18 protein-coding genes and 1 other annotated feature are annotated in these 19124 nt (G+C 40.5%); of the genes, 1 reads left to right on the top strand and 17 read right to left on the bottom strand.

What is annotated here, in order from left to right; translation table 11 throughout:
- Positions 1 to 91: 91 nt before the first annotated feature.
- From BN6559_RS13185 to BN6559_RS13130, 12 genes are all read right to left on the bottom strand, one after another.
- Positions 92 to 457 carry an arsenate reductase family protein gene (locus BN6559_RS13185; RefSeq protein ID WP_110955154.1) on the bottom strand — a complete coding sequence of 122 codons (366 nt, stop codon included), beginning with the start codon at positions 455 to 457 and terminating at the stop codon, positions 92 to 94.
- A gap of 171 nt (positions 458 to 628) precedes the next feature.
- Positions 629 to 1990, bottom strand: a complete 1362-nt coding sequence (locus BN6559_RS13180; protein ID WP_199883990.1) for an MFS transporter — start codon at positions 1988 to 1990, stop codon at positions 629 to 631.
- A 131-nt stretch (positions 1991 to 2121) separates the two neighbouring features.
- Positions 2122 to 3099 carry a transketolase family protein gene (locus tag BN6559_RS13175; protein WP_234407846.1) on the bottom strand — a complete coding sequence of 326 codons (978 nt, stop codon included), beginning with the start codon at positions 3097 to 3099 and terminating at the stop codon, positions 2122 to 2124.
- Between the two features lie 17 nt (positions 3100 to 3116).
- The gene (locus BN6559_RS13170; RefSeq protein ID WP_110955153.1) at positions 3117 to 3941 is read right to left on the bottom strand and encodes a transketolase; all 825 of its coding nucleotides are present in this window, start codon (positions 3939 to 3941) and stop codon (positions 3117 to 3119) included.
- A gap of 36 nt (positions 3942 to 3977) precedes the next feature.
- Complete coding sequence (locus tag BN6559_RS13165) at positions 3978 to 4655, bottom strand: RraA family protein (protein WP_110955152.1); 678 nt, start codon at positions 4653 to 4655, stop codon at positions 3978 to 3980.
- A gap of 25 nt (positions 4656 to 4680) precedes the next feature.
- A complete protein-coding gene (locus BN6559_RS13160) occupies positions 4681 to 5850 on the bottom strand; it encodes a pyridoxal phosphate-dependent aminotransferase (protein ID WP_110955151.1) in 1170 nt (389 codons plus the stop codon).
- 53 nt (positions 5851 to 5903) lie between these two features.
- Complete coding sequence (locus BN6559_RS13155; RefSeq protein ID WP_110955150.1) at positions 5904 to 6803, bottom strand: 5-oxoprolinase subunit C family protein; 900 nt, start codon at positions 6801 to 6803, stop codon at positions 5904 to 5906.
- On the bottom strand, positions 6803 to 7525 hold the full coding sequence (locus BN6559_RS13150; protein WP_199883989.1) for a 5-oxoprolinase subunit B family protein: 723 nt from the start codon (positions 7523 to 7525) through the stop codon (positions 6803 to 6805). Before BN6559_RS13150 ends, BN6559_RS13155 begins: the two co-directional genes overlap by 1 nt.
- A 40-nt stretch (positions 7526 to 7565) precedes the next feature.
- A complete protein-coding gene (locus BN6559_RS13145) occupies positions 7566 to 8336 on the bottom strand; it encodes a LamB/YcsF family protein (RefSeq protein WP_110955148.1) in 771 nt (256 codons plus the stop codon).
- A 210-nt stretch (positions 8337 to 8546) separates the two neighbouring features.
- Complete coding sequence (locus tag BN6559_RS13140) at positions 8547 to 9455, bottom strand: LysR family transcriptional regulator (RefSeq protein WP_110955147.1); 909 nt, start codon at positions 9453 to 9455, stop codon at positions 8547 to 8549.
- 92 nt (positions 9456 to 9547) lie between these two features.
- Positions 9548 to 9874, bottom strand: coding sequence for a DMT family transporter (locus BN6559_RS13135; protein ID WP_110955146.1), 327 nt, complete (start codon positions 9872 to 9874; stop codon positions 9548 to 9550).
- A gap of 32 nt (positions 9875 to 9906) precedes the next feature.
- Positions 9907 to 11661, bottom strand: a complete 1755-nt coding sequence (locus tag BN6559_RS13130) for an ABC transporter ATP-binding protein (RefSeq protein ID WP_110955145.1) — start codon at positions 11659 to 11661, stop codon at positions 9907 to 9909.
- A gap of 172 nt (positions 11662 to 11833) precedes the next feature.
- Positions 11834 to 12038: a binding site (T-box leader), on the top strand.
- Positions 12039 to 12166: 128 nt separating this feature from the next.
- Here BN6559_RS13130 and BN6559_RS13120 point away from each other — a divergent pair.
- Complete coding sequence (locus BN6559_RS13120; protein WP_110955143.1) at positions 12167 to 13570, top strand: sodium:solute symporter family protein; 1404 nt, start codon at positions 12167 to 12169, stop codon at positions 13568 to 13570.
- A gap of 120 nt (positions 13571 to 13690) precedes the next feature.
- Here BN6559_RS13120 and BN6559_RS13115 read toward each other — a convergent pair whose 3' ends face one another.
- From BN6559_RS13115 to BN6559_RS13095, 5 genes are all read right to left on the bottom strand, one after another.
- On the bottom strand, positions 13691 to 14083 hold the full coding sequence (locus tag BN6559_RS13115) for a PaaI family thioesterase (RefSeq protein ID WP_110955142.1): 393 nt from the start codon (positions 14081 to 14083) through the stop codon (positions 13691 to 13693).
- A gap of 47 nt (positions 14084 to 14130) precedes the next feature.
- Complete coding sequence (fadK, locus tag BN6559_RS13110) at positions 14131 to 15780, bottom strand: medium-chain fatty-acid--CoA ligase (protein WP_110955141.1); 1650 nt, start codon at positions 15778 to 15780, stop codon at positions 14131 to 14133.
- Positions 15781 to 15972: 192 nt separating this feature from the next.
- Positions 15973 to 16986: an electron transfer flavoprotein subunit alpha/FixB family protein gene (locus BN6559_RS13105; protein ID WP_234407844.1), complete on the bottom strand. Its 1014-nt coding sequence runs from the start codon at positions 16984 to 16986 to the stop codon at positions 15973 to 15975.
- Positions 16987 to 16997: 11 nt separating this feature from the next.
- Positions 16998 to 17786, bottom strand: a complete 789-nt coding sequence (locus BN6559_RS13100) for an electron transfer flavoprotein subunit beta/FixA family protein (protein ID WP_110955139.1) — start codon at positions 17784 to 17786, stop codon at positions 16998 to 17000.
- Positions 17787 to 17808: 22 nt separating this feature from the next.
- A complete protein-coding gene (locus BN6559_RS13095; RefSeq protein WP_110955138.1) occupies positions 17809 to 18942 on the bottom strand; it encodes an acyl-CoA dehydrogenase family protein in 1134 nt (377 codons plus the stop codon).
- Positions 18943 to 19124 lie beyond the last annotated feature (182 nt).

The following is a 19124-nucleotide window of genomic DNA, read 5'->3' as shown; positions in this document are numbered from 1 at the left end:
CAGCCTCATAACCAATAATTTTTAAATTTATAAACCATAAAAAGCAACGAAACATCGTTTCGTTGCTTTTCTTATTTTCATACAAGCTATCTCATTTTTTCATTTGCGTTTGCCATTCAGCTTCCTTAAAACCAACCAATACTTTATCCTCCATAATAAACAATGGTCTTTTCACTAACATTCCATCCGTTGCAAGTAATGAAATTTGCTCATCTTCTGGCATTTCCGGCAATTTATTTTTAAGTTCCATTGATTTATATAAAAGACCACTTGTATTAAAAAATCTGCGAATCGGCAGTTCCGACTTTTGCCACCAATCTTTTAATTCGGCTGCTGTAGGATTTTCTTCCTTAATATTTCTAATTTCATAGCTTACACCATTCGCATCCAGCCATTTTTGCGCTTTTTGACAAGTTGTGCATTTAGGATAGCATATAAACAAATATTTTTCATTCATATTTTTAAACCTCTTTTATCATAGTTTGATAGAATAACCTTTTATAAATTCATCTTACATCAAATGAACACGCCAAACAATAGATAAAAGATAAATGAAAGGTCGACATAGCTTGCAAAGAACCCCCCATTAAAAAGCAGAACAAACTACTTTTTAATGGGGGGGTCCTAATTAGACGCCTGCTTCTTTGCTGATCTCTTCCAGTGATTTATTTCTGGTTTCAACTCCCAAAGTACCAACAATAATTGCAATTAACGTCAATACCACACCCAGACCGATAAAGACTGCGATAGAACCATAACTTGATAAAAGCCAAGCTACGCCATATGGAGAAAATACTGCGGAAACCCGCCCAACTGCATTCGCGAATCCCATGCCTCTCATACGAGCTTCAGTCGGCCACAATTCGGGAACGTAAACCGAGCAAGCAAAGCAAGTAAAAATATAGTTAATTACGGTGAGAATAAATCCAACCGTGACAATTGCCACCTCTGTACGTTGTAATGAATAGAAATACCCTAGTAATCCTATGATTAATAAAAGTATGATCGCCATCTTTTTACGTGGAAATTTATCAACAATTTGTGAAGAAATAAATACCCCCAGCGGTGCCCCAAACATGATCAATGCCATCATTCCGGTAGACTTAGTCACGCTGATGCCCGATTGTACAAAAATAGTTGGAACCCAATTCAAAACAGTATAGACGATTGTATTCATGGCAATCAACACCGCAGAAGCTACAATGGTTCTTCTTAATAAAACACCTTTAAATAATTGAAAGAAAGAAACCTTTTTGACCACTTGCTCCACAGCTAAAGCGTCGGATTCAATCGGCGGTAATTTAATTCCCTTTTCAAGCTCTATATCCTTTTCAACTTTTGCAAGGATTTCTTCAGCTTTCGCTATTTCGCCATGTGACTCATACCAGCGCGGGGATTCCGGTAGGCCATGCCGCAAGGCCCATACAATAATTGCCGCAACCCCACCAATTCCAAACATTGCACGCCAACCAAAAATCGGTATTACCCAATATGCGGTTAGAATCGCGATCGGTGGTGCAACATTTGCAATCAGTGACAGAAACGACACCCACTTGCCTCGCACCCTCGCCGGCACGAATTCAGGAAATGTACCAAACCCAATAACAAGTTCTGCCCCTAGACCAATTCCCATAATACCGCGAAAGATAATCAACATCGTCATATCTGTGGCAAAGGCTGCTGCTATCGATGCAAAGCCAAAAATCAGCAAATTAATTTGATAGGCAAATTTCCTTCCCAAGTGATCACCTGCAAAACCTGCGAATAGCGACCCTATAAAAAGCCCGGCCATCGTAGATGAAGCAAAAGCTGCATTCAGATAATTGTTCGACCAACCTGATTTCACCAAGTCAGCTAGGATTACACCACCCATATAATTATCAAAACTATCAATAAATAAACCTAATCCCATCAACATGAGAACATTATAATGCCATTTTGATATCGGCAAACGATCCAATCTTGCCCCTATATTACTTTGCGTGCTCACGAGACTTTCCCCCTTAAATTTTAAAATGGTTGTATGGATGATGAATTGCAAGATATTTAACACTAGCCTCGCAGCGACCACTAAACTAATGATGTACGTTTAGTTACGCAATTATCTTTAGTAAATCAATCTTATTTCTTCATCTTTAAAACTTCTTTTACCGATTGCACAATATGATCACTGGTAAGACCAAACGCTTTCATTAAGACATTCGGTTCACCGGATTCGCCAAACCGATCCATGACACCAAGCATTTTCACCGGAACAGGATGGTTTTGTGCCAACACTTCTGCCACTGCGCTCCCCATTCCCCCCATGACTTGATGCTCTTCTACCGTTACAACCGCCCCCGTCTTTTTTGCGACTTCTATAATCGTTTCTTGATCCATCGGCTTTATGGTGTGATTATTGATAACTGCTGCGCTGATCCCTTCTGCTTTTAACTGATCTGCCGCCACCAGGCTTTCATAAACCATAGCACCGCAGGCTATGATCGCAACATCCAAACCATCCCGACAACAATATGCCTTACCTATTTCAAAAGGCGTGTCCTCCGAAGTAATCGTCGGCACTTTTTCTCTGCCAAATCTTATATACACAGGCCCATTGATTTGCGTTGAGCAAAGCGTTGCCTTTTTCGTTTCTATTGCATCGGTTGGTACGACTACCGTCATATTCGGCAAGCACCGCATAAGTGCAATTTCCTCTAATGCCTGATGTGTCGCACCATCCGGTCCAACAGATATGCCACCATGTGCACCGGCGAGTTTGACATTGAGATTGTTATAGCAGACTGTTGTTCTAATTTGCTCCCAAGCTCTTCCTGCCAAAAATACGCCGTAGTTACATACAAAAGGAATTTTTCCTTTAAGGCTCATCCCAGCAGCGATGCACATTTGATTTTGCTCAGCAATGCCAACACTAATAAATCTGTCGGGGAATTTCTTTTGGAACCAATCTCCTCTTGTTGAACCTGTTATATCCGCTCCGATCGCTACGATATCAGGATTTTTTTCTGCAGCTTCTACCAATCCTTCTCCATATCCATCTCTGGTTGGTTTCATTTTAGGCTGCAACAAATCCGTAGCTAATTCTATCGTCAACATCATGTAAGTTCCCCTTTCCTTTAGTATCCTAATTCTTTTAAAGCGGTCTCAAGTTGTTCCCGATTCGGAGCTGTACCATGCCATCCACACACATTCTCCATAAACGATACACCCTTTCCTTTTATGGTATCGGCAAGAATGACCGTTGGTTTCCCCTTCATATTTTCAGCACTCTTAAATGCTGCCTCTATATCTTTAACCCGATGTCCATCCACCTCAATGACATTCCACTTAAAAGCCTTCCATTTATCAGACAGTGGATTTATATCCATTACATCTTCAACTTTGCCATCAATTTGAAGTTTATTCACATCGACGATACCGCAAAGATTATCAAGTTTATAATGTCCGGCAGCCATTGCACCTTCCCATATTTGTCCTTCCTGCAATTCACCATCGCCCATCAAACAGTAAACTCGAGTATCCTCACCATTCATTTTCGCTGCAATCGCCATACCAGCAGCTACTGACAGACCTTGGCCCAGTGAACCTGAAGACACATCGAGTCCTGGTGTCTTAAACATATAAGGATGACCTTGTAGTATGCTATTATATTTTCTCAATGTCATCAGTTCCTTTTCATCAAAATACCCGCAGTCTGCCAGCACAACATACAAGGCCGGACAGACATGCCCCTTTGATAAAACAAACATATCCCGATCCTTCCAAGACGGATTTTGGGGATTATGCCTCATAATTTTATTGTATAGTACCGTTAAAAGATCAATCGCTGAAAGAGATCCCCCTGAATGCCCTGATCCAGCCTCACATAACATTTTCAATAGATTGCTTCGAAGCAACTTGGTCTTTGCCTCCATTTGCTCTTCATCCAGTTTTCTGAACATCCTTTTCTCCTCTCAATGCATCAGAATTTTAGAAAATTAATCAATAAATTCACAACCTGTATCTCGAAGCATCTTATCTACCCAGGTTCGATCCCATTTACCCTTGTGAATTTCTTCAAGGAAAACAGTTTCCTTAGCAAGTACTTCTCTTGATTTAGCTAGAAGTTCCTCGGCATCTTTTGGATCAATCACAACCACACTATCGGCATCACCAACAAGTATATCGCCAGGATTTATTACAATTCCGCCACAAGAAACAGGCGCATTAATTTCTCCACAAGGATCTTTATAAGGACCGTTAGGTGTTACGCCTGCTGCATAAACCGGTATATCCATTTTTCTTACCGCAGCTGCGTCACGGATCGCACCATCAATAATCAAACCTGCGATGCCACGTTCTTTCGCCCAGCTAATCATTAATTCCCCGGTTATCGCATTCTCAAGCCTCCCCTGAGCGGCAACGACAATAACATCGCCTGGCTTTGCCATATCAAGTGCTTTATGCAACAGCAAATTATTCCCCGGCCTGGTTTTTATCGTAAAAGCTGTTCCTAATAGCGGTGCATTGTTCATCGGTCTGATTCTGGCATCAATACATGCCAGGCGATTCATGTTATCTGCAATATTTGCTACCGGAATTTCCGCAAACCCTTCTACTAGCTCTCTTGGCGGTCTATGAATTGTGTTGTAAATTCGATATCCAATATTCGACATTGCTTCTAATCTCCTTTATACTTCGTTATTTTAATGCTTGTTCAATCCGTTCAACAGCCTCTTGGAGATTTGCAAGTGATATCGCATACGTAAGACGAATGCATCCTTCTCCAGCATCACCAAAAGCACTTCCCGGTGTTACCGCAACATGTGCAGAATCTAGTAAATACTTTGCCAGCTCAAAGGAACACATCCCTTTATAATCAACCTTCGGGAAAAAGTAAAATGCACCCTCTGGCAATGGGCACTGCACCCCTGGGATGCGATTTAATGCAGCTGTGATTTCTCGCCGGCGTTTGTCATATTCCTCGACCATAACATCGATACAGGCACTACCACCTTCTAGTGCAGCCACCCCTGCAACATTTGTAAACGATGCGGCACAGGTAACTAAATGCTGCTGTACCTTTAATATCTGTTTTACAATTTCAGCAGGTCCAGCTAAATAACCCAGACGCCAGCCAGTCATCGCATAAGCTTTTGACATGCCATTGATCACAATCGTTCGCTCTTTCATATTCGGTAAAGCAGCCAGTGACGTATGCACGCGACCATCATAGATGATTTTTTCATATATATCATCTGTCAGCACCCATAAGTCATACTTTTGCGCCATCCGAGCGATACTATCAAGCTCTGTCTTGGTTAACACCCTGCCAGTTGGATTACTAGGAGAATTTACAATAATCGCTTTGGTTTTTTTGCTGACATGGGCTTCAATGATGTCGTCTGTAATCGTAAAATTTGTTTCAAATTGTAATGGAACTCCCACTGGTATTCCGCTAAGCAACTGAACGATTGGACGATAACTAACCCAAGCTGGTTCAAATATCAGAACTTCATCACCTGGCTCCACCACTGCATTTAATGCAATATACAATGCCACCTTCCCACTTGCCGTCGCTATGATTTCTTTATTAACATCGTATGTCAGTCCCTGTTCTCTCTGAAATTTTTCAGCAATTGCTTTTCTAAGTTGCGGTGTACCTTTACTATCAACATAATGCGTAAATCCATCCTTTATAGATGCAATCGCAGTATCTTGAATATGCTGCGGTGTCCCAAAATCAGGATCTCCACTCCCTAAATTAATTACATTAACGCCTTCTTGCTGCAATTGGCGTGCGCGGTCAGAAATTGCTACCGTCGGCGACCCCTCTACACCAAAAACAATACTTGAACATGATTTTGTCATCCCATTCCCTCTCCCTATTCTCTCATTTTTGCACTTTAAAACTGATTGGGTGTTTATACTCGAAGTGCTTTAACCAGCTTCAATTTTCTAAATCGTTCACGATATTTTTCTATTGCTTCTTCAACTGAAATTCTGGTAAATTTCACGCTATCTCCCGGTCTAAGTTGAGCGGCAAGTTCCATATCGACTGAGGCAATCACCCCAATAATCGGATACCCTGCAGTGCCTCCCCGCCCCTTGAAAGTAATGATCGGAGTACCAGACGGAACGATCTGTATAGAACCCACACAAACGCCACGTGATATTACCTCAGTTGGTTGATGTCCTACAATCGGAGAACCTTCCAAACGAATTCCAACATGATTGCTATCTAGGCTGACAGTATAAGTTGATTGATAAAATTGCTCCAAGTAATCTTTGAAAATATCTATATTACAGCCATCACATACTCTAATATTCCAAGGTGATCCATAACCTACATTTGGCGATATTGGCGGATTTCTCAGCAATAACTGCTGTCCGGTACGAAGCTTATCTCCAATCATACCGATGGTATCCATCGCACAGCTTCCCAATACCTTCGGAACTTCAATGCCTCCTCCAACGGCAATATAAACCCGTAAGCCTTGCCGAATATTTTGTACAGAAAAAACTTTTCCTGCCGGGAGAATCGTAGACTTTCCTGCCTCAATTGGCAGAGCATCTATTGTAAGATCTGCCGGTGCCCCTGTAATACAAATTGGGACATCGACTGTACTGCTCATCGAAAAATCGAAAGCAGTAATTTCAATAGACGGCTCAGGCGACTGATTGCCCACCAACTCATTTCCCAAAAGATACGCATAAGTATCCATCGCACCGTTACTGCTGATACCATAGTGCATCAACCCCGTCCGACCAAGATCCTGCACAGATGCAAATCCTGCAGATTTAACAATTAGACATTTTTCCATTACAGCATCACCTTCATATCATGAATTGTTTTTTCTGCATATAAGCTTTGCTCTTCTTCGGTAATAGGAAAAAATTCAATATAATCTCCCGGATTATAGGGAACAGGAGGCAGAACTTCTAAATCAAGAACCTGAATCGGGCAGTGACCTATCGTTCGCCACCCACTAGGGCTTGTTACCGGAACAAATGCGGTCTGATTTCCAGCCACCGCCACATACCCACCTGGAACCTGTGTATGTGGACTCTTAAGTCGAGGGATTTTCTCTGCAAAAGGTGCACCTTCCATCAAGAAACCGCCAAACGTGGCAAAGGTAAAAATCTTACGAAACCCAGAGCAGAACGTCTGAATTACTGCCTCCTCTGCAATTCCCAAATGCGCGGCAACAAAGGGTAGATCAGAGCCCCATTGCCCACCGAATACAACCGGAAGTCGATAATATTGCCTCAATCCAACTTCAAATTTCTTTAGGTCAGCTCTACTTTCGATAATTTCATGAACGATCGATTTAATCGTATTGTGATCAGTAATCAAGCAATCAAAAGTAATCAGCACCGTCGTGTAGGTTGGATAGATTTCTAAAACTCCATTGATTTCATGTTGACGAAGTAATTTTGCTAAACCATGTGCATTTTCCCAAGCTTCTTCCGTAAAGATCTTGGAAAATTCAATCAAAATTGCTGAATCGCCATAATTAATTATTTCATTATTTAGAATTTTCACTCTACATCCTCCCTCAAATATGCCACCCTCACCAAACGATTCAGGAGAAACTCTTACCTAATGTACGTATTTCTACCCCAGCTTCAATTAATGCATTGCGAATTTTTTTTGCTATTGCCAAAGCGCCTGCCGTATCACCATGTAAAAGTAATGAATCGCCCCTTTTCTCAATATCACGTCCATTTACCGATTCTACCTTGCCCTCCAGCGCCATTCGTACACATCTTTTTAATACAATTTCCGGATCATGAATAACCGCATTTGCTTCTCTGCGGCTCACGAGTGAACCATCATCATGATAAGCACGATCTCCCAGTAGCAGCGTTGCTACCTTTAATCCACGTGTTTTAGCAAGCTCTGATAATTCACCTTCTGATGTTGCGATAATCAATGACGGATCGAAACGAAGAACCGCATCAACTACTGCCTCTGCATATCTTCGATCTGTATCTGCAAGATTGCCCAACCGCCCGTGTGGCGTTATATGCTGCAAGTGCCCTCCGTATACTTTAACAAAAGCATGCAGTGCACCCAATTGATAAATTATATCTGTTGTAATCTCCCAAGAGGTTAGGTTCATATCTCTGCGGCCAAACCCAACTAAATCTGGAAATCCCGGGTGCGCGCCAATGCCAACACCATTTTTGACAGCCAATTCTACTGCTTTCGCCATCGTTCGAGGATCACCGGCATGAAATCCGCAGGCAACATTTGCAGAACTAACCAGTTCCAGCATGCTAGCATCATCTACAATCGTATAACAACCGAACCCTTCTCCAAGATCAGCAACTAAGTCAATACATGATTTCAAAATACATCCCCCTTAAAAAGATTATTGTCTACATTGCTTACACTGTTATTATATATATGCACGAAAAGATTGTAAAATTTAAGTTTTTGTGTTATAAAATCGAATATTTCGATAATATTAAAAATGCTTAAATTGGCATATTTGCAAAGAATCCGCATATAAAAATAAGTGGTAGACAGCAAGCCTTAACTCGCTGTCTACCACTTATACTTATGCTCTATCATTATTGTACAGTAATGATTCAATAAAAAAGCAATCTAAACATGAATCTAATATTTTAAGACTGTCTAAAGCTTTTGTTTTTGGATATTGCGATTGTATCTTATAACAAATACGTTCAGGGGGCGGATCTTCTAATCGATAATAAGAAAATGTTCCTGTCGAAACAAATTTTTGCGCCATACAAAGTGGAACAATCGACCAAGTTCCTTCAATGTTTAAAAGTGGAAACAGTAATTGTGCCGTATCTACACAGATGTCGGGATACCCCCGATCGCCCTTCCATCGACTGTACCACTCTTGAAACATGGGCTCTCCTTCAAAAAATACTTCCTTTGTCATATCCAGACTATCTAAATCAATAATTTCATTACACTTTCCCGCTACAGCTTCTTTTCGTAATACAACCCTGGGCTCAGTGTAAAATTTCTTGATCACAATATTTCTCATCGGTAAATCTAAAAGTGTAAAGGCAACATCCATTTCACCACTATCTACTTTAAGATAAAGTTCTGTTGAATTATGCGTTTTCATACGAATACTCATATCTTTTGCATTTTCACGCAAGGTCTGATAAAGAGGAGGAAGCAGAAACGTATGAATGATATCTACAGCGCCAATGAACAATGACAAATTTTTTGTCCGGGATTGAATGCGTTTTGTATCCTGCATCAAGTCATCCCATCTTCTGGCGATTGCTAAAAATTCTTTCCCATAATCGTTTAAAGTCAACGTTCTGAGCCCACGTCCTCGATCAATTAAGCTCACGCCTACTTCCCGTTCCAGTTCTGAAAGACGATGGCTAAGAGTGGATTGAGATAAAAACAAAGAGTTTGCCGCTTCAGTTAAACTACCATGCCGCACCACAGCAAGAAAAGCTTCAATTCCTAATGTATCCATTCTTCCACCTCTATAATATTATTTATAAATATTATAGTCTAATAAATTAAAAGATACAATTAGCTTAAAATCATCTTGCATCTAGAAATTAATCAATGCACTGATCCTTTCATATTCAGTATTACAACGCCAAGAATAATGAATACTATCCCAATCGCAGTATATACATTGAGCGATTCTTTCCAAACGAGTACAGCGATTAAAGCAGTCAAAGCCGTTCCTACCCCGGACCAAATCGCGTAGGCTATACTCAAAGGTATAAACTGTAATGCATAGGAAAGTAAATAAAAAGATAGTCCCATTCCTACGATAAATAGACCTCCGGGAATCATCTTCGTAAATCCTTCCGAAGCTTTAAGCATAGATGTAGAAAAGATTTCTAATGCAATTGCTAAGCCTAAAAACATATAACCATTCATTTTATGGCCTCCATAATAAAAGTAATGAAAAATTACACTTCGTCCGGTAATTCATCCAATCCCTCAAACTGCATTTTGTAATATTTTGCGTATAAGCCATCTAAAGGCAAGAGCTCATCATGCGAACCTCTTTCTTGAATGCCCTTGTGGTTGATAACGATAATTTCATCGGCATTGCGAATAGTACTAAGTCTATGTGCAACAACAATGGTCGTACGATCTTTCGAAAGACGTTCTAACGAGGATTGAATATATCGTTCGCTTTCATTATCAAGCGCTGAAGTAGCTTCATCAAGGATTAAGATCTTAGGATTCTTCAAAAATACACGGGCAATTGCAATCCGCTGCTTTTGTCCACCGGAAAGTCTGGTGCCTCTTTCACCAACATAGCTGTCATACCCTTCCGGCAGACTACTGATAAAACTATGAATGTTGGCGTTTCTCGCCGCTGCGATAATTTCTTCATCCGTAGCATCCGGTTTTCCATACGCAATGTTGTCACGAATCGTTCCCGCAAAAATATAAACATCTTGCTGCACAATCCCAATCGCACTTCTTAAAGACTTTAACATGACATCACGCACATCTTTGCCATCAATTAAGACCGCACCTGCAGTTACATCATAAAACCTTGGTAAAAGAGAACATAACGTAGTTTTTCCTCCTCCTGAAGGGCCGACTAGCGCAACCGTTTTACCTGCCGGAATCGAAATATTCACTTGATCCAGCACACCATTCGTCTGATCATAGCGAAATGATACATCTTGATAAACGATATTTCCTTCTACATTTTCCAGCACAACGGCACCAGGTCGATCAAGGATTTCCGGTGTTGTTCCTACAACTTCTACAAACCGTCTAAATCCAGAATACCCCTTTTGAAATTGCTCTGTAAAATTGATCAAAACATCAATCGGATTTAAAAATATTCCTATATATAACGCGTATACTGCCAAATCTGTAACTTCTAAACTACCATTGGCGATAAAATACCCACCACTGACCAATACCGCTATATATAATAAGCCCTGAAAAAAGCCATTTCCCGCATGGAATCCGCCCATGATTCTGTAACTGTCTTCTTTTGTAACTAAAAATTCCAGATTGCTGTGATTAAATTTTTCACGTTCCAATTCTTCATTGGCAAACGATTTTACCACACGAATGCCCGAAAGACTATCTTGCACTCTAGCATTCACGCCCGCAATTTTTTCACGGTTGTTCATAAAAATTTCTTTCATTTTTCTATTCTTATAAATACTAAAAACAATCATCACAAACGTAACTGCAAAAAGAACCAATGTCATCTTAACATTGATAAATAACAACAATGCGAACGATCCTAAAATCTTAATTGATGATATAAAAATATTTTCCGGTCCATGATGGGCAAGTTCTGATATATCAAATAAATCAGATACTAATTTTGACATCATCTCGCCAGTATTATTACGATCATAATAGGAAAATGACAACCTTTGATAATGATCAAACAAATCCTGCCGCATATCACTTTCCATCCGGGCTCCCATGATATGCCCCCAGGTTGTAATATAATATTGACAGACATACCGAATGCTATACATAAACAGCATACCAGCCCCAACCCAGCCAATCACGCGCAATATTTCTTGTGGTGTTTGTACAAATAAACCATGTGTAAGAAAGTATAAAAGCTGTGGAAATACAAGATCAATGATTGAAACGATCAAAGCACACAATAGATCCATGTAAAATAATTTCTGATATGGTTTATAGTACTGCATAAATTTTTTATAAATAGACATGAAAACCTCCGTTTAAATAAAACTAAATTATAGAATTTCTCTTTTAGTAAACGTTTTTCCTGCAATTTTTGAGAAACAATCTCATTTTTCATCATAAAATTTAACCTGACAGTATATTGTATATTGACATTTGTACTGTAAAACTTTATAATCGTTTACAATGATATATTATTTATTGGTGATGACGGAAAAAAGTAATTTTGTATTTTCATCCAGAGAGCTAGTGGTTGGTGCAAACTAGTTGAAAATCCATCATGAAGTTCCTTCCCGAACTGCGGACTGAAATAAAAGTAGGTCTTGCCGTTTCGTCTACGTTACAGACATAGAGCTGATCTTATGGTCAAACTAGGGTGGTACCGCGGTGATTCGTCCCTTATCGGTATCGCTTTTTATTTTGTCTGTAAGGTTAAATTTGGGTGGTACCACGATCCTATCGTCCCTCTTTATGAGGGGCGTTTTTTTTATCATTTCCATAAAAATAAATTCTATTTTAGGAGGTTTTCTTATGCATATTCCATTTCTTATCGTCTGCATTTATATTCTCTTACTTTTCGTTATCAGCTATTTTGCGCAACGTCGTTCTGCCGGAAGTGCTGCCAACTATATTTTAGCTGGCAGACAATTAACTACCCCGCTTATCACAGTATCCATCGTCGGTCTTGCCGTGGGTGGTGCTTCTACGATTGGTGTTGCTGAACAGGCATATAAAGTAGGATTGTCCGCAGGTTGGTACACTACAGCTTGGGGCATTGGTGCCATCGCCATGGGCATGCTCGTTGCAAAAAAATATCGGCAGCTCAATATTACAACCATTCCAGAACTGCTCGGTAGATACTATGATAAAAAGGGTATGATTGCTGGCATTGCATGTCAGATTCTAATTCAACTCGTCATCATGTCCCTGCAGTATTTAGCAGGTGGCAGCATTCTTTCCGCTTTGATGCCGGAAATCTTTACACTGACTACAGGAATGCTGACAAGCGCAGTTGTCTTCATTAGTGTTACCATGATCGGCGGCATGTGGTCTGCAAGTCTCTCTAATATCTTAAATGTATCTTTAAAATACATCGGTATCATTTTAGCTACAATTGTATGCGTTTGGCAAGCTGGTGGTTTAGCGAACATCGAAGCCAAACTTCCAGAATCGACACCTTTTCTTAGCTTTTTTGATGGTGTCGGCATTACAGGCATTATAACTTGGATCCTCGTATTAGTAACAGTGAATTTATCTTTGCAAAGCATCATTCAAATTTCCTTAGGTGCCAAAAATGTGCAAACAGCACAACGTGGATTTATCATTGGTGGTCTCATGATGCTGCCAATCGGTTTTGTCAGTGCATTACTGGGTGTCATTGCAAGAACAATGTTTCCGGATGCAGCACCAGCAATGGCACTTCCCATGACCATCATGTCTTTAAATCCAATTTTAGCAGGCATTACATTGGCTGCATTATGGGCCGCAGATGTGTCCACAGCTTGCAATTTACTGCTGAGCTCCGCCACATTGTTTTCACAAGATATTTATAAAAAATTCGTAAAACCAGACATGAGTGATAAAAGTTTTCTACTTGTCACAAAAATTTCTGTTTTGGCTTTAGGTCTGTTAACCCTTATTTTTGCAATGACAATCAGCGGTATCATCAACACCCTTATGATTGGTCTTAGTCTGACAGCTTCCTTCAGTGTCATCGTACTCTTTACACTATTTGCACCTTCACTTTGCCGAAAGAACGCTGCTTTTTATACCATCCTTGTAAGTCTAATTGTCTTAATTCTTTGGCAGACACTCCCAGCCATTCGCATTTTCCCTCACGTTATTTATATGGAATGGATTGCTTGTGTCGGAACTTTCCTCTTGACCTATCTTCTTGACTCTAAGACAATTACAAGTTCTGAATATGCATCATAATTTATCTTTTCCTTGTTTTAGCTTTAATTACGCAATATACAAATGCCATTCTCTTGATGCATAAAAACCCCCCATTCATAGCCTTTTCTAAGAATGGGGGGTTTTTAAATTCTTGTCTGCTCATTTTTTAGGAAATACGCCTATCGTACATCGTGAAACACATATAAGATTTTCTTGTTCATCTGTGATTTTAATATCCCATACCATAATCGTTTTTCCGTGATGCAGCAGTTTGCCCACCGCAGTGACAACACCATCCCTTTTTTTTCGAACGTGATTTGCATTGATTTCTATACCAACGGCATATTCTATCTCTGGATTTATAAAATGATAGGTACCTAAACCGGCTACTGTTTCCGCCAGAGCAGCCGAAGCTCCGCCATGTAATAATCCCATTGGCTGGCGGGTGCTATTGTTAATCGGCATCGTAGCAACAATTTGCGTATCCTTTATTTCGATTACTTTAATGCCTAATGCAGCAATCAGCGTATCTTCATATCCCCCATTTTTCATCAGCGATCCTCCCCTCTGTTTTTACTGATTTTGCGGCAATACCGAAGTTAGTATACAGCAATCTTGGCATTCTCTTGGCTCAATTTATGTTTTATATCCTGTCGTAATATAAATTTCTGTATCTTACCTGCCGCATTTCTTGGAAGACAATTTATGATTTCCAGCCGTTCCGGCCATTTGCATTTGGCCACCTTCTTTTCCTCAAAAAAGGCTTTTATACTATTTAAAGTCAGACTTTCATTCCGTTCTTGCATTACTACATAAGCACAAATTCTCTCACCCAATCGCTCATCTGGCATTGCTACGACACCAGCTTCATAAACACCAGGAATTTGCAATAAAATATTTTCTATCTCCACACTGCTGATATTCTCCCCACCACGAATAATAAAGTCTTTTTTTCTGCCGGTAATCCTGACATATCCATCCTCGTCCAAAGTACACAAGTCACCACTATAATACCAACCTTCCTCATCAAAAACACGCGCAGTAGTTTCCGGATCTTTAAAATACCCCATAAAAACATTCGGACCGCGTGAGGCTTCTTCTCCTTCAATTCCCACAGGTACTGGATGACGTAATGGATCAACAGCCTGCACCTCTACACTGGGTACCGGCGCACCATCCGTCTGTATAACTTTATCAATCGGATCATGCAGACGTACCACTGTATGAGGAACACTTTCAGTAGATCCATAAACACCAATCACTTTGAGCCCTGCTTTCAGCCCTTCCTCAACGATATGTCTGGGTATTGGCGCTCCGCCACATAGGAAAAAGCGAAGTGAAGATATGTCATATTGCCGACTTTGCAACGCACGCAGTATATCATAAACAAAGGGGGTAGCCCCCATGCTGCAAGTACATCGTTCCCGTGTGATTAATGCGAGGCTGGTGTCTGCAGAAAATACATCCTGAAGTACACTTGTAGCACCAAACATAAAAGGTACCGTTACGCCGTGATGAAAGCCGGTAGCATGTGCCATTGGCGCTGGCATTAACATAACATCTGTATAATTAAAATTTAATGCGGCTGCAAAAGCTTTTTCACTGGCAATCATATTATTATGATTAAACATAACTCCTTTAGGAGCCCCATCCGTTCCCGAGGTAAATAAAACCGCCGCTAAATCCTCAGCCCGCCCCACACGCTGATCGGGCAATGGTGTATATTGTTTCAGTATCCTTCCAAAGGTATTGCCATCAGATACATTCTCTTCTTTTTCTACAATTACCAATTCATTTAAACAAGGAAGTTGAGAAAGGATGGACTGAACCATTGGCAAGTAAGACAGCCTTCGATATTTCATTGGAAAGAAAAAAACTTTTGATTCACATTGATTAAGAATATGTACTAATTCCTTTTGTCGATAACATGGTAAAAGAGGATTCGCAACTGCCCCCACTTTCAGACAGGCTATGTAAACAACGGTAAATTCAGCCCATCCAGGTAATTGGAAAGAAACAAAATCTCCATATTTCACTCCTGCATCTTGCAAAAAAGATGCAACTCTGCCAGCCGCATCATCTAATTCGGCATAGGTGTAACTTGTACCTTGCAGATCCATCACAGCTATTTTTTCCGGGGAGCTTAGAACCGCCATTCTCCAATAATCAGCTAAGGTTGCATCCCCCCAATAACCTTTCCGCCTATAGTAGTGTTCACGAGATCCACCAGCTTTTCTTATTGAAGACATTCCTCTCACCCCTTGATTGAAAATAAATCTAATAGAAGTTGTTTAAAACTCTCCGCTTGTTACTTTAATGGTTCAGGCTCTATGCAAATATGCATGATCTTTCTGAATCCACGTAGTCCCCTTGAAGATAAAAATTTTAAGCCGCTTCTATCCATGGAGCATTTAGAGCTATACTATTTTCAGTTATGAAACTTAGTTTGCTCTGCTTTTCTTAATTTCCTCAATAAGAGCTGGAATCACTTCAAATAAATCACCTACTACGCCATAATCGGCCACATCAAAGATAGGTGCTTCCGGATCTTTATTGATGGCTACGATAATATCCGAAGACGTCATACCTGCCAAATGCTGTATAGCGCCTGATATCCCGCAGGCAAAGTAAATCTTAGGGCCTACGGTTTTTCCTGTTTGACCTACTTGCTGCAAGGGCGGCATCCATCCGGCATCTACCGCTGCCCTTGATGCACCCACTGCACCGCCAAAAAGATCTGCTAAATCCTTCAGCAAGGCAAAGCTCTCCTGTTTTCCCATGCCTCTGCCCCCAGAAACGATCACTTCGGCCTCTTCAATCTTAACGGCGGATCCCCCTACAGCTTTGATAAGATCAATTACTTTTGTGCGAATCATTTCAGCAGGCGTGCAAATTTCTTCCTTTATCACCGGTGCAGTTCTCGCATCATCTGGCAGTGCCTTTTTAAATACGCCAGGTCTTACGGTTCCAATCTGCGGTCTGGTATTAGAACATACAACCGTCGCCATATAATTTCCGCCAAAAGCGGGTCTCGTCCATTCGATCTCGCGCGTTGCCTCATCAATGCCCAATACGGTGCAATCTGCAGTCACACCAGTTTCCAGTCGCGCGGAAATCCGTGGGCTCAAATCTTTCCCATGATTGGAGGCTCCGATTAAAAGCACTGACGGTTTATACTTTTCAACCAGCTTTACCATGGCATTGGTATATCCATCGGTACTGTAATCCTTATATTCCTCACCCTCGACTACCAACACCTCATCTGCACCATACGCAATCGTTGATTTAACCGCAGCGGCAACGTTGTTTCCAATCACAACGCCGACTAGTTTTTCCTGATTGGCATCCGCCAAAATACGCCCCTGACTTAATAATTCCAGTCCTACATTTTTTGCTGCTCCATCAACATTTTCAATCAGCACCCATATATTTTTATAGTCCGCAATATTCATCATTACACGCCTCCTTAAATAAGTTTAGCAGTCACGAATTCTTCGAATAATTTTAGTGCACATTCTTTTCCACTACTTTCACAAATCCTAATGCCTGATTCTTTTTTAGGAGGCGTAAACATTTTTACTACTTTTGTCGGTGAACCTTTGAGCCCTGTTTTCTCGATATCAATTTCTGGCAGTTCTGCCGCTGTCAGGACTTCTATCTTGGCTTTATTTGCTGCCATTTTACTTTTAATGGATGGATATCTCGGAATATTAATGGATTTTACTACCGTAGCCACCACAGGAAGCTTGGCTTCGACCACTTCATAACCTTCATCATGTTCTTTATTCACGGTAATCGTATCACCCTGAACTTCTATCTTGGCAACAAAGGTAAGCTGCGGCAAATCCAGTTGCTCTGCTATTTCTGGACCAACATGTCCGGTATCGCCATCAATTGCCTGTTTACCACAGAGAATAAGATCAAACTTACCAAGTTTTTTAATCGCATTTGCCAATATATAACTGGTTACGAGAGTATCCGATCCAGCAAAGGCTTTGTCACTGATCAGTACTGCTTTGTCAGCACCAAGCGATACACATTCCTTTAAAACACTTTTCGCTTGTTCCGGTCCCATACTCAATACAGTCACCGTACCACCATGTGCTTCTTTCAACTGCACTGCCGCTTCAAGGGCATTGCCATCAAAAGGATTTAAAACACTTGGTACCCCATCACGAATCAACGTATTGGTTGCTGTGTCTATGCTTACATCAGAACTATCTGGTACTTGCTTTACGCAAACTAAAATCTCCATAATGATCCCTCCTCGTAATTTTTCACTTTAGCATTTCTCTTGCAATGACGATTCTTTGAATCTGATTTGTTCCTTCAAAGATTTGGAACACCTTAGAATCTCTCATCAGTTTTTCAACCGGATATTCCTTACTGACACCATATCCGCCAAAGATTTGAACGGCATCCGTAGTTACTTTTACAACCGTGTCACCACAGAATGTTTTTGTAATTGAGCCTTCTTTTATCACTGGCTTATGATCATCCATTAAGACCATTGCATGTTGTACCAATTGACGAGCTGCCTCAGTCTGAATTTCCATATCTGCCAAAATCATTTGGACAGCCTGTAATTGCCCGATCGGTTTTTTAAATTGAAATCTTTCTTTTGCATATTTTACAGCCTCGTCAATTGCTGCTTGACAAATGCCAACTGCTAAAGCACCAACGAAAGCTCTGGAAACATTTAGCGTATTCATTGCTGTAATAAAACCTGTTCCCTCTTCCCCAAGCAGATGATCAACTGGAATTCTTACATCCGTAAAAATTACATCCGTAGTATTAGATAACCGAAGACCCATTTTGTTTTCGTGTTTTCCAACAGTAATTCCCGCTCTATTTCGCTCTACAATAAAGGCTGATATCCCCTTAATACCTTTACTTCTATCCGTTGATGCAAATACAACAAATACATCTGCAACGCCCCCGTTTGTAACAAAGCATTTATTGGCGTTAATTACGTATTCATCGCCTTCCCTAACTGCAGTTCCTCTCATCGATCCTGCATCCGATCCGGAATTTGGCTCTGTTAGGCAGAACCCGCCAAAGGCACCTGGAATAATGATATCGGCAAACAACTTTTTCTGTTCATCATTGCCTGCCGCGATAACTGAACGCAGTGCAACAAATGTAGTCACCAAAGAAATAGCATAGCCAGCATCGACTTTGGCTAATTCTTCAAAAACAATAGCTGTCGTTTGATAATCCAGTCCTGAACCACCATATTCCTCAGGTATTTCCAAACAATGCAAGCCCATCTCAAAAGCCTGTTTAAGAAGCTCCTTTGGAAATTCACCTTTTTCATCAAGTTCTTTAACATGCGGTTTTACTTCTTTAAGTGCAAAGTTTCTTACCATTTCAACCAATTCTTTTTGTTCATCTGTTAATATGTGTCCCATCGCAAATCCTCCCCAAATCATTTCGTATACTCTCAAAAATTGAAAGTATTTATAGTGCAAGGCTTTATGCCTTAGACTTTTTCATTTCTGCCATCCTCCACCTATATTTGTTTACAAAATCAGGCACTTTGTTTTCAAAAACCAGAGCCACTTTTTCCACCCATATAAACTGTACTATACTT

The sequence above is a fragment of the Massilibacillus massiliensis genome, assembly GCF_900086705.1.
Lineage (GTDB): Bacteria > Bacillota > Negativicutes > FLKF01 > FLKF01 > Massilibacillus > Massilibacillus massiliensis.
This window is presented reverse-complemented; position numbering and strand designations above follow the sequence as displayed.